This is a genomic window from Abyssogena phaseoliformis symbiont OG214, assembly GCF_016592595.1.
GTDB lineage: Bacteria > Pseudomonadota > Gammaproteobacteria > PS1 > Pseudothioglobaceae > Ruthia.
Map to the genome: position 1 here is coordinate 931,865 of NZ_AP012977.1, position 12,440 is coordinate 944,304.

Below are 12,440 nucleotides of genomic sequence, written 5' to 3' on the forward strand. Positions count from 1 at the left end.
TTAATTACTTTTTTTTGCTGATATTGGTGGTAAAAAAACATCCAGTTCCGCAACATCTCCCGTTCTTATCATTGGTATGGCTGTACCTTTAACGGCTGTATTGAATATTTTTTGACTTTGTTTTGAATTGAGGTAATACGCTAAAAACCTACTATTAATATTTTTATCGTTTAGCTTAATGACACTCATTAATGACGAAATAACCAGCCCTTGTGCATTTTTATCGATACAAATGGCAATATTTAGCGCCCTTAATCTGATAATAATATCATTTGTTCGGGTTAAGTATTCTGGCTTGATTTCGCTATTAGAAATAAACTCATCTAAAGAGTTTGGGTTTATTTTTGTTGAATTAGAAAAAGATTTTAAAGTAATTTTTTGATACTTTTTTTGCACATCATAGCACGCTGCTTTCTTACGTGAAAGCACTAAGCCTGTTTTGATTGTGGCAATATCTTTTAATCTCATAACTCCATCATTAATGTCTATCTTAGAAATTATATATATAAAAAAAATTTAATATGTCTATGACTTAAATAATACAAAAAAATTAATATTTAATTTTTACAATCTCCTTAAACTCCTGCCCACGCTGTTCAAAATTATCAAACATATCAAAACTAGCACACCCTGGAGATAATAGAATTGCGCCATTATTAATCATTGAACGGGCAATATTAACAGCCTCTTGCATGGTTTTGGCGTGATTGGTGTTCGTATTAATTTCTTGTTCAAATTGTTGGATGCTTTGCCCTATGAGGACGACGTTAGTAATGCTTTTATTGATGAGTTTAAATAATAGGGTGTAGTCTTCTTGTTTGGCAATACCGCCTAGGATTAATACGATATTTTGATGCTTGTGCATTAAGGCTTGGATTGCTGTTATGGTGGAGATTGCGTTGGTTGCTTTTGAGTCGTTGTAATAATCAATATTTTGTTTTTTTGCTACCCATTCAAGTCGGTGTTCTAGTCCTTTAAAGTTTTTAATGCTTTGTATCATGGACGTTATTGGCAGTTTGATTTGGTCGCCTAAAGCAAGGGCTGCAAGTATATTTCTTGTATTGTGTTCGCCAATCAGTTGCGCTTCGTTAATGCTCATTAGTATATCGTCACCTTTGAGTAGATAGTAGGTGTCGTGGCAAGTGACTGTGCCAAAATCATCTGCTTGTTCGGGTATGCTAATGCCAAAGTGCTTAGCATTAGCTTTTTTGGGTGCAAGTGGTTCATCTAAATTAATCACTAAGTGCTGGCAGTGTTGATGTAGGCTTAATTTAGAATTGGTGTAGTGTTTAAAACTCTGGTATCGATCAAGATGATCAGGGGTAATGTTAAGCACAACACCTGCTATTAAATTCAAATGATGGCTGTAATCTAGTTGATAACTGGACAGTTCTAATACGTAATACTCTATTTTATCATTTAAACAATCCAGTGCAGGCGTGCCAATATTGCCACCCATCGCGACTTGTATGCCTGCATCAGCAATCATTTGTGTTAATAATTGGGTGACTGTTGATTTACCATTAGAGCCAGTAATGCCAATAATGGGTGCTTTTGCAAATCTTGAAAATAGTTCTATATCGCTGACAATAGGAATATTTTGCTTTTTTGCCCAGATGACAATGGATTCGTTTTGGGCAATACCAGGAGAGATGAAAATTTCATCAACACCTGTTAATAAATCCAATGTCCAAGCTCCAAGAGTGGGGGATGATTTTAAAAATTCATTGGTGTATTTGGACAACAAAGGTGGGTTAGTGCGACTATCAGCAATCTTATAATCAATATTTTGTACTGATATAAAACGAGCGATTGAAAAACCTGTTTTTCCTAAGCCTAAAACCAGTTTCATGTGTTTATTTCCTCTGTAAAATGGCAGTATTTTACACTTTTACATACGAGGCATAAATCATGAATACAAACGTCAACACTCAAGCACGTAGCATTAGCATCAGTAGCGTTTTAAAAAACACGTATCAATTACTTTCTGCAACCTTATTATTTAGTGGGCTAATGGCTTATTTTGCCATGTCTTTAAACCTGCCATATTTTGGCCTTTTAATCACCCTTGGTGGTTATTTTGGCTTGCTGTATTTAACCAATAAACTGAAGAGTTCAAGTTACGGGATTTTAGCAGTGTTTGCATTAACAGGCTTTATGGGGCTAACATTAGGCCCTGTTATTGGTGCTTATACAACCGCCTTTTCAAATGGCTCTGAACTGATTGCTATGGCAATGACGGGCACGGGACTTATCTTTTTATCGCTGTCTTTTTATGCCATTACTTCGGGCAAAGATTTTAGTTTTTTATCTGGTTTCTTAACGGCGGGTATTATTGTGGCATTTTTAGCAGGAATTGCTGCTTATTTCTTTGCCATGCCAGCATTATCATTAACCGTATCTGCAGCGTTTATTTTACTAATGAGTGGTTTGATTTTATTTGAAACTTCAAATATTATCCGTGGTGGCGAGACCAATTACATCATGGCAACAGTAACCCTGTTTATTTCAATTTATAACTTATTTTTAAGTTTGTTGCAGTTGCTAGGTGTATTTTCTGGCGAAGATTAGCCACTGACGTAAAAGTAGTATGATTGATAGTGAGGACTATCGGGCTAATGTTGGCATTGTTATTACTAATGACAAACAACAAGTACTTCTAGCCAAGCGCCTTAAACAAGATTCTTGGCAATTACCACAAGGTGAAAGTGAGTTGGATGCACTTTTTCAAGAACTTAATGAATAAATTGGCCTGTCCTCTGAACATGTAAGTGTTCTTGCCAAAACGCCTAAATGGCTACGTTATGGTTTACCCAATTACCACATTAAGCGCAAACAAAAACCTGTATGCATTGGTCAAAAACAAGTTTGGTTTTTACTGCGTCTTTTCTCAGATAAAAACAATATCAAGCTAGACACACATACACAGGTAGAATTTGATGATTGGGCATGGGTAGATTATTGGCGTCCTATTGAAGATGTGATTGATTTTAAAAAGCCAATTTATGAAGATATGCTAAAGCTCTAGCACCTGTGCTTTTTAATAATCAACACAAAATTCCTAATCAATATTTACGATTTACGCCCACTTAAATGTTCAGCGATTGTTTTAGACAAATAAACCACCGCTCCGTTCAATAACTCTATATATAAAAACATCCTATTTGGTATAATGCCTTTTTAGTTTTTAGGGATTTTTCTTGTGAATATTGGAATTTTAGGGCTGGGTACTGTCGGTGGTGGCGTGGTGAATGTGTTAAACAAAAACCAAGCACAAATTACGCGCCGATCTGGCGATAGTATTAACGTCACTCATGCAGCTGTAAGAGACACAACCCAAACACGCATTTGCCCTATTGAGCATATTAAACTAACTCAAGACCCGTTTGAGATTGTTAATAATGATGATATTGATGTCGTTTTAGAATTAATGGGTGGTACAGGTTTGGCTAAAGATTTGGTCGAGCAAGCCATTAAAAATAGCAAACATGTCGTTACTGCCAACAAAGCTTTAATTGCCATACATGGTAACGAACTACTAGCTTTGGCAAAAGATAATAACACGTATCTTTTGTTTGAAGCGGCTGTTGCGGGCGGTATTCCTATTTTAAAATCTTTAGAGCAAGGCTTAAGTGCCAATCAAATTGAATTAGTTGCTGGCATTATTAATGGCACAAGTAACTTTATCCTAACCGAAATGCGCAACAAAGATAGAGATTTTGAAGACGTTCTTAAAGAGGCGCAAGCACTGGGCTACGCTGAAGCTGACCCTACTTTTGATGTCGAAGGTATTGATGCGGCGCATAAATTAGTCATTCTCGCCTCAATGGCATTTGGCTGTAAATTACAATTTAATCAAGTTTCAACACAAGGTATTAGCAAAATCAGTGGTGAAGATATTGCTTTTTCAGCAGAATTGGGTTACATTATTAAACACCTAGGTATTGCTAAAAAACTAGATAGCAAGTTACAAATGCATGTACACCCAACTTTAGTACCTAAAACTCATCTACTGTCCAATGTTGATGGTGTTATGAATGGCGTATTAGTCAAAGGCAATGCAGTTGGTGAAACGCTTTATTATGGTGCAGGTGCAGGTGCTGAGGCAACGGCAAGTAGTGTTATTGCTGATTTGGTTGATATTATCAAAGGCACTATAAATCATGATATTTTGGGCTGGCAATCATTAATAAACATTCCAAAGTGTAAAACTGATGATATTGAAAGCGTTTTCTACTTGCGTTTATTAGCCACTGACAAGCCAGGGGTTTTGGCAGACATTACAGCAACCTTGGCCAATCATAACATTAGTGTAGAGGCTGTTATACAAAAGCAAATTGATCAAAAAAATAATGCACACATTGCCATCATTACCAATCTTATCAAAACCAGTGAACTGAATAAGGCAGTGACAGAAATTCAAACCCATGACTACGTTCAAGAAGATGTTAAAATTATCTTTGTTGAAACACTTAATTAAGGAAAAAAAATGAGATATACCGGCTTAATTGAACGCTATAAAGACAGACTCCCTGTGGATGACAGTACTCGAATTATTAGTTTAGGTGAGGGAAATACGCCACTCATTCGGCTAGAAAATATTCCTAAAGAACTGGGTAAAGATGTTGATATTTATATCAAATACGAAGGCCTAAACCCCACAGGTTCATTTAAAGACCGCGGCATGACCATGGCAGTTACCAAAGCAGTAGAATCTGGCTCTAAAGCAATTATTTGCGCCTCTACAGGTAACACCTCAGCATCTGCTGCGGCTTACGCTGCGCGTGCTGGTATTAAAGCGTTTGTGCTGATTCCTGAAGGAAAAATTACACTGGCTAAATTAGCGCAAGCAATGATTCATAGTGCGGTTATTATACAAATCAAAGGTGACTTTGACGATGGCATGCGTTTGGTTAAAGAGGTGGCTGAACATACGTCAGTATCCATTGTTAATTCAATCAATCCATTTCGCCTACAAGGTCAAAAAACTGCTGCCTTTGAAATTATAGAAGAGCTTGGCTACGCACCGGATTATCACTGCCTGCCTGTGGGCAATGCAGGGAATATTTCAGCCCATTGGATGGGATATACAGAATATCATAAAGAAGGTAAAGTAAACAATACACCTAGAATGGTTGGCTATCAAGCAGCAGGCTCTGCGCCTTTTGTTAAGGGCGCAATGGTAGACAACCCCGAAACCATTGCAACTGCCATTCGTATTGGTCATCCCCAAAGTTGGGGCTTGGCACACAAAGTTGAGAAAGAATCAGGTGGCTGGTTTGATGCATTAACCGATGAAGAAATTCTAAGTGCACAAAAACTACTCACTGAAAAAGAAGGGATTTTTTGTGAGCCTGCATCAGCGACCTCATTAGCAGGTGCAATGCATGACATTAAGAGTGGTAGAATTCCTGAAGGTTCTAAAATCGTTTGCACCTTAACAGGTCATGGCTTAAAAGACCCTGATACAGCAATTTCACAATACACCAATCAAATGATTAACATTAACCCAGTGATGAGTGAAGTCAAAGACGCCATTTTAAACAACATGTAATTTTAACTAAAAAGTGATGACATTCAAAACCATAGAGCAGACCATTGGCAATACACCTTTAGTCAAACTTAAGCGGCTCAACCCTAATTCATCAAACACCATCTTACTCAAACTAGAAGGCAACAACCCCGCGGGTTCGGTTAAAGATAGAGCTGCACTTAACATGGTGTTGAATAGTGAAAAACGAGGTGAAATATCCCCTGGTGACACCTTGATTGAAGCCACTAGCGGCAATACTGGTATTGCGCTCGCTATGGTAGCAGCCATCAAGGGTTATAAAATGATTTTAATTATGCCTAATCATCTTTCACAAGAAAGGCGTGATGCCATGAGTGCTTATGGCGCTCAACTTATCTTAGTAACTAAAGATGAAGGCATGGAGGGTGCTAGAGATTTGGCTGATAAAATGGAAAAGCAAGGCAAGGGTAAACAGCTTGATCAATTCTCTAACTCAGACAATCCAAATGCTCATATTAATACAACTGCACAAGAAATTTGGCAAGATACACAAGGATCAATCACCCATTTTGTCTCTGCCATGGGAACGACTGGCACGATTATGGGCGTGTCAGACAGTTTGAAGGCAAAAAACCCAGCCATTCAAATTATTGGCGTACAACCCGAAGATGGCGCGCAAATTGCTGGCATTCGCCGTTGGCCAAAAGCATACTTGCCAAAAATATTTGACCGTTCCAAGGTGGATACCATTATGGATATTTCACAAACTTCAGCAGAACAAACTACACGAGACTTGGCGACAATAGAGGGTATTTTTGCTGGTGTATCTTCTGGTGGTGCTGTATCGGCAGCCATTGAATTGTCCAAACAAGCTAATAATGCCATTATTGTTACTATTGCTTGTGACCGAGGAGACCGTTACTTATCAACTGGATTGTTTAGTTGAAAAGATATCTTTCGCATCAACTTCCTAGTAGGCTAAAAACTTATACATCCTTAATACTGAGCAGTATTATTACTGTGATTGCTATTGATTTTTTTCTTGCTTCTAGTGATTATGCTCAACACACATTCAAGCATTTAATTGCCTCAAAGCCTTATTTAAGTTTTGCCATTACACCCATTGTTTTTGTATTGATTGTTTATATTGCTAAGTATTTTTGCCATTATGTTCAAGGCAGTGGCATTCCACAATTAATCGCTGCTAATGATTCTCGTAATAAATCCATACGTGAAAAACTCTTGTCATTTAGGGTGGCAATTGGAAAAATTGTACTTATTTTTATGGGCATGCTTGGTGGTGCACCTATTGGCATTGAAGGGCCTAGTATTCATATTGGTGGTTCAATATTTTTTGGCTTTAATCAATTCATTAAATTCAAACGCAAACTGCTTATCCATTCACTTATTGCGATTGGTGGTAGTGCTGGGCTTATCGTCGCCTTTAATGCACCAATTGCGGGTTTTTTATTTAGCTTTGAAGAGACAGGTCGTCAACTCAAAAAACAAGCACTGGTTTTAATCGCCATCATGAGTGGCTTGGTTTACTTATTGGCAGTTATATATCGTGGTAATGATGTCTACTTAAGTGATATGTCAGCTTATTTTATTGATTTGACATTAATTTGGCAATTACTGCCATTAGCGATATTTTCTGGTATTTTAGGTGGTTTATTCTCAAAAACCATTCTTTACTTAATTAAGAAATTCATTGCGCACACCAAAACTAAAGTTGTCGTAGTTGCCTTAATGTTAGGTTTAATTATTGCGTTATTTAACTACCTTTCTAAAGGTCAAATTGCAGGCTCTGGTCGTGAAGAAGTGTTATTAATGTTAGCCGGGCATCAGCTGGGTAGTGACTTTGTTGTGATGAAATATCTATCAACGCTAAGTTCTCTAGCCTCCACCATTCCTGGTGGTTTATTCATGCCTAGTATTTCTATTGGTGCTGGTATTGGTAGTGAAGTGGGGCATTATTATTCACAAATCAGCCCGCAAATTATTATCATTATGGCAATGGTTACTTATTTAAGTGCTGTTATTAGAGCGCCACTGACCAGTGCCTTTGTTATTTTAGAGATGACAAATACACTTAATTTACTCATTCCAGCGCTGATTATTGCCTTTATCGCTAATTGGATGTCTAAACAAATATCCACGCCACCAATCTATGAGGCATTGGCTGAGAGTTACTTAAAGTTAACGCAAAAATAACTAAAACGGCTTAACCACAACTAGGATAACAACGCCCACTAATATCAGCACAGGAAACTCATTAAACCAACGATAAAATACATGAGAGTGGGTGTTTTTATCAGACTTAAAAATGCCCACTAAATAGCCACAATAAAAGTGGTATGTAATCAACAATATTACTAAAAATAACTTAACATATAGCCAATATTGAGTTGAATAATATGCCCAACCATCAATAGTCATCCATAATCCTAATACACTAGCTAGGATGAAACTTGGCATCATAATACCTTTATAAAGCTTACGCTCCATCACTTTAAAACGTTCAATACTAGGTTTATCTTTGCTCATTGCATGATAAACAAAAATGCGTGGTAAATAAAACAGCGCTGCAAACCAAGTAATCACACTAATAATATGAAAAGCTTTTATCCATAACATATAATCTCCACTTTTTTAAAAGCCCCTTTGGGGCAAACATACAGCATTCAAAGCACCCATTATAGTAAAATATAATCCACTTTAATTAATTTTCAATTGAAACAATATCGCGAAATTCCTTACAACTATACCTCTTTTTTTGACAAAGAGATTATGTGTCGTTTTTTAGGCGTTGATGCTTGGGATTTACTAAACTAACTGCGCCAAAATCGTAATACAGGTCGAAGTGCTTGGCGATATGTGGGTGATTAATCGAAACCCTTATTTACCTGGAAGATTTAATTAAAAACAAGCGTCGTTGGCGAGCGCTCATACAAGCGCTATATTCACGCTTAGAATCAATCAAAGCACGAACTGATAATAACGCACAAGTCATCGAACTTCTTAATCAGGCAGATATTGCAGTGAGTCATTTCAAGCATTGTTTCAGCGATTTTAAAAACAACAAACAACGCATTAAAAATGTCCTGCTTAAGGTAACACATAATAATAACATTCGTTTTGATGCTTTATCACGCGTCTCACATTCAACTGATGCAACCGATTGGCGAATGGAATATCCCAGCGTGGTCATCACGCCAGATACCGAACAAGAAATATTACACATTGTTAAAACCTGCATCCACCTAGGTTTGACCATCATTCCTCGTGGTGGTGGCACGGGCTATACGGGTGGCGTCATCCCACTAAACACACAAACTGCTGTTATTAATACTGAAAAACTCAGCTTTATCGACAATATAAATACCACTGACGATATGCACAGTATTAATGTTGGTGCGGGCATGGTTACCAAACGTGTTAGTGAATTGGCCAATCAACACAACTTAGTATTTGCAGTTGACCCAACCTCTCAAGATGCTTGCACAATTGGTGGCAATATTGCTATGAATGCAGGCGGGAAAAAATCCCTAAGATGGGGCACGACAATTGATAACTTGCTGTCTTGGAAAATGGTGATGCCAGGTAGCTCTTGGTTGCAAGTAAAACGCCTTAATCACAATCAAGACAAAATCCAACTGCTTGATAAAGTGAGTTTTGAAATACACACACTCAAAGATGATGCACAAACCATCATCAAAACCAAAACCTTGACCATCAATACTAATCATATACGTAAAATCGGGCTGGGCAAAGATGTTACTAATAAATTTTTAGATGGACTGCCTGGTATTCAAAAAGAAGGTTGTGATGGGTTCATCACTTCTGCTGAATTTATCTTGCATCAACCTTTAGAACATATTAACACGCTATGCTTGGAATTCTTTGGTCATGATTTAAAATCGGCAGTATCAACCATTGTTGATATTAAAAATAGTGTTGATAGCAATACTGATGTTGACCTTATTAGCATGGAGCACCTAGATGCACGCTATATTAAAGCCGTGCATTACACCACCAAAGCCAATAAGCCACAGTTGCCAAAAATGATACTACTAATCGATATTAGTGCTAACAATCAGCCCTCACTCGACACGCAAATTGAAAAAATAAAAACCATTACTTTGCAACGCAATGGTGAATGTTTTGTTGCTAAATCATCCAATAAAAGAAAAATATTTTGGAAAGACCGTGCCAATACCGCCCACACTAACGCTTTTAAAATCAATGAAGATGTGGTTATTCCACTGGACAAACTAGCAGACTATAACGACGGCATTGAGCATATTAATATCCGCTTGTCTATTGGCAATAAAATTGACACTTTAGCTGAAATTAAAGCCTATTTTGAAAATCTCAAACCAGAAAGCAATCTTATTAAAGACAAAATTATTTCTGCCTTAACGCAGTTGAATCAAATCAGCAATCAATGGCTAGATTTACTTAATCGTCTTAATGAGCAAAAAGTCTTCAAACAGATACAAACAGCACAGCTTGTAATTTCCTACATTAATGAATTCGCTCACCCACTTGATGATTTGCTCATGAGTGATGTCTTTATTGATATTCGCAACCAAGTCAAAGTCATTCATCAAGAATATCGTGAAGTGCGTTTATTTGTTGCCACACATATGCACGCTGGCGATGGCAATGTACATACCAATATTCCAGTACATTCTCACAATACAAAAATGCTACATAAAGCTGAATCTGTGGTGGATGAGATTATGCATTTGGCATCAAGCCTTGGTGCGGTTATCTCTGGCGAACATGGCATTGGCTTGACTAAATACCAATATTTATCCGATGAATTCAAACAAGCTTTTACCCAATATAAAGCAAAAATTGACCCAAACAATCACTTCAACAAAGGAAAATTAATGCCCGGTAGTGGGTTGGATAATGCCTTTACCCCATCATTGCGCCTTGTTGAACAAGAGGTATTAATCCTTGAGAGTAGTGAAATTGGTAAAATTAATAACATGGTTAAATCATGCCTACGTTGTGGCAAGTGCAAAGATGTTTGCACCACGCATGTACCCAGAAGCCAATCTTTTATACTCACCACGTGATAAGATTAGTGCCAATAATCTTATCTCTGAGGCTTTTTTATACGAAGAGCAAACCAAGCGTGGTATCTCTGTTAACCATTTTGATGAGTTTGATGAGTTTGATGATCATTGCACTATTTGCCATAAGTGTGCAAGCCCTTGTCCAGTTAATATTGATTTTGGTGATGTCTCTATTAAGATGAGGTCCCGTCTTAATCAAGCAAAATAAACATCGTACTAATATCGCTTCAAAAGCCTCAATGGCTTATCTCAACATGACCCAGCCTTGGCAGATTAAATTAACCAAAAAAAGTGTTGATTAATTTTAGCTATAAAGTGCAAAATATTGCCTCAAGAATGGCGCAACCTTTTTTGTATAAAAAGCCTAATAAAACCGTGGGCAAACCCAGTTTTAAAGTTGAACTTGTTACTTTGTTGGATAAACCATTGCCCATGGACACTGGGCTTGCACCTATGCGTGAACTGCTCAATATTAATGATGCTAATACCGTGCCCATTCTTTCACATCCAGAAAAATCCAACGCCGATTCGCCTAGCGTTTTTTATTTTCCCGGTTATGGCTCTGAGCGTCTTTACTCTCAAATTAGCCTAGCAACAATTGTACTGCTTTATCATCAAGGCATTAAGGTGGTTTTACCACCAAGTTATCTATGTTGTGGTTACCCTCAAAGAGCGAGCGGGGACGAGGCTAAAGGCAAAGCCATCTCTACTGATAACCGTGTTTTGTTCCACCGTATGGCAAATACACTTAAATTTAGACATTAAGCATGTTTTAACCTCTTGTGGTACTTGTATTGACCAGTTACTCAGCTATGAACTGAATGATATTTTTAAAGATTCTACCTTAACGGATATTCACGAATACCTACTAGAGCACAATATTAAATTAAACGCAACAAATGAGCAATACCTTTATCATGCGCCTTGTCATGATCCAATCAAATTGGACGATTCTAAAAAAGTCATCTCTGAATTGGTTAATCAAAACGTTATTAGTAATGATCGTTGTTGTGGCGAGGCAGGCACATTTGCTGTCGCACGAGCAGACATCGCCAAGCAAGTTAAATTTAAAAAGACTTGGTTGGTATTAAGTCAAACAACCCCGTGAAAATGCTCACCACCTGCCCCGTTTGTCGACAAGGCTTATCACGCTATAAATCCTCAGCCAATATTGAGTCTATTTATCCAGTTGAACTGATTACTGAACAAGAACTTGGTAAACATTAGCAGAAAGATTTTATAAAATCAGTGCATATTGAAAAAGTTCTTTTGTGATGCTATTTTCAAAAATAGCACTGCTTTTAACTCAAACCATACCAAGCACTAATACGCCATATTGGATACTTTGAGTCTGAAATACCAAGTAATTGCCTAGTATTAGCCTGTTTAGAAACAACCCACACAGCAATAATACTAATACCAAAACCTCCAATATTAGTGGCTACATAATCCAGACTATCAAAAATATTCCTTTCCCTTAGTGGACGAACATCAGACCAATCATTGAATGCCAATAAAGCACCAACACTAATTAGCCAAACAATACTACCAATCAAATAAGTAACAAAATATCTAGATAAGCGTGTTTTTTGCCGCACAAAAGAAACCACTGGCTCTAAGATTGAAATCGCAGAAGACAAGGCAGCAATTAACAATAAGAAGAAAAAAGCAATGCCAAAAAACTGCCCGAATGGCAAATTTAATAACACATTAGGCAATGAAATAAATAGCAAAGAAGGGCCAGAAGCACTTTCCAATCCATAAGTAAAAATCAGTGGGAAAATCGCCAATCCAGCCATCAGCGCCACTAGAGTATCAGCAATGGCAATCACAAATGA

9 protein-coding genes and 2 pseudogenes are annotated in these 12,440 nt (G+C 37.4%); 7 read left to right on the forward strand and 4 right to left on the reverse strand.

Annotated features, from left to right (window positions below; translation table 11 throughout):
* Together CVPH_RS05920 and murD are read right to left on the reverse strand one after the other, a co-directional pair.
* Nucleotides 1-468, reverse strand: a complete 468-nt coding sequence (locus tag CVPH_RS05920; RefSeq protein ID WP_201340813.1) for a restriction endonuclease subunit S — start codon at nucleotides 466-468, stop codon at nucleotides 1-3.
* A gap of 82 nt (nucleotides 469-550) precedes the next feature.
* A complete protein-coding gene (gene murD, locus CVPH_RS05925; RefSeq protein WP_201340814.1) occupies nucleotides 551-1,852 on the reverse strand; it encodes a UDP-N-acetylmuramoyl-L-alanine--D-glutamate ligase in 1,302 nt (433 codons plus the stop codon).
* Between the two features lie 59 nt (nucleotides 1,853-1,911).
* On the opposite strand from murD, the gene CVPH_RS05930 reads away from it, so the two are divergent.
* From CVPH_RS05930 to CVPH_RS05955, 6 genes and pseudogenes are all read left to right on the forward strand, one after another.
* Nucleotides 1,912-2,571, forward strand: a complete 660-nt coding sequence (locus CVPH_RS05930; protein ID WP_201340815.1) for a Bax inhibitor-1/YccA family protein — start codon at nucleotides 1,912-1,914, stop codon at nucleotides 2,569-2,571.
* A gap of 19 nt (nucleotides 2,572-2,590) precedes the next feature.
* Nucleotides 2,591-3,028, forward strand: a pseudogene (locus CVPH_RS05935) (RNA pyrophosphohydrolase).
* A 174-nt stretch (nucleotides 3,029-3,202) separates the two neighbouring features.
* Nucleotides 3,203-4,480: a homoserine dehydrogenase gene (locus tag CVPH_RS05940; RefSeq protein WP_425353108.1), complete on the forward strand. Its 1,278-nt coding sequence runs from the start codon at nucleotides 3,203-3,205 to the stop codon at nucleotides 4,478-4,480.
* Between the two features lie 9 nt (nucleotides 4,481-4,489).
* On the forward strand, nucleotides 4,490-5,554 hold the full coding sequence (gene thrC / locus CVPH_RS05945; protein ID WP_201340816.1) for a threonine synthase: 1,065 nt from the start codon (nucleotides 4,490-4,492) through the stop codon (nucleotides 5,552-5,554).
* A 16-nt stretch (nucleotides 5,555-5,570) separates the two neighbouring features.
* Nucleotides 5,571-6,458 (forward strand): cysteine synthase CysM, encoded by an 888-nt coding sequence (gene cysM / locus CVPH_RS05950; RefSeq protein ID WP_201340817.1) that lies wholly within the window; start codon nucleotides 5,571-5,573, stop codon nucleotides 6,456-6,458.
* The gene (locus tag CVPH_RS05955; protein ID WP_201340818.1) at nucleotides 6,455-7,726 is read left to right on the forward strand and encodes a chloride channel protein; all 1,272 of its coding nucleotides are present in this window, start codon (nucleotides 6,455-6,457) and stop codon (nucleotides 7,724-7,726) included. Before cysM ends, CVPH_RS05955 begins: the two co-directional genes overlap by 4 nt.
* Here CVPH_RS05955 and hemJ read toward each other — a convergent pair whose 3' ends face one another.
* Complete coding sequence (gene hemJ, locus CVPH_RS05960; RefSeq protein WP_201340819.1) at nucleotides 7,727-8,149, reverse strand: protoporphyrinogen oxidase HemJ; 423 nt, start codon at nucleotides 8,147-8,149, stop codon at nucleotides 7,727-7,729.
* Nucleotides 8,150-8,233: 84 nt separating this feature from the next.
* On the opposite strand from hemJ, the pseudogene CVPH_RS10785 reads away from it, so the two are divergent.
* Nucleotides 8,234-11,829, forward strand: a pseudogene (locus CVPH_RS10785) (DUF3683 domain-containing protein).
* 74 nt (nucleotides 11,830-11,903) lie between these two features.
* Here the strand turns inward: CVPH_RS10785 and CVPH_RS05970 are convergent.
* Nucleotides 11,904-12,434: an SLC5/6 family protein gene (locus CVPH_RS05970; RefSeq protein ID WP_201340820.1), complete on the reverse strand. Its 531-nt coding sequence runs from the start codon at nucleotides 12,432-12,434 to the stop codon at nucleotides 11,904-11,906.
* Nucleotides 12,435-12,440 lie beyond the last annotated feature (6 nt).

Bases quoted from the DNA above. Each gene is read 5' to 3' on its own strand.
- CVPH_RS05920 (WP_201340813.1), bottom strand. From the start codon at position 468: ATGAGATTAAAAGATATTGCCACAATCAAAACAGGCTTAGTGCTTTCA.
- murD (WP_201340814.1), bottom strand. From the start codon at position 1,852: ATGAAACTGGTTTTAGGCTTAGGAAAAACAGGTTTTTCAATCGCTCGT.
- CVPH_RS05930 (WP_201340815.1), top strand. From the start codon at position 1,912: ATGAATACAAACGTCAACACTCAAGCACGTAGCATTAGCATCAGTAGC.
- thrC (WP_201340816.1), top strand. From the start codon at position 4,490: ATGAGATATACCGGCTTAATTGAACGCTATAAAGACAGACTCCCTGTG.
- cysM (WP_201340817.1), top strand. From the start codon at position 5,571: ATGACATTCAAAACCATAGAGCAGACCATTGGCAATACACCTTTAGTC.
- hemJ (WP_201340819.1), bottom strand. From the start codon at position 8,149: ATGTTATGGATAAAAGCTTTTCATATTATTAGTGTGATTACTTGGTTT.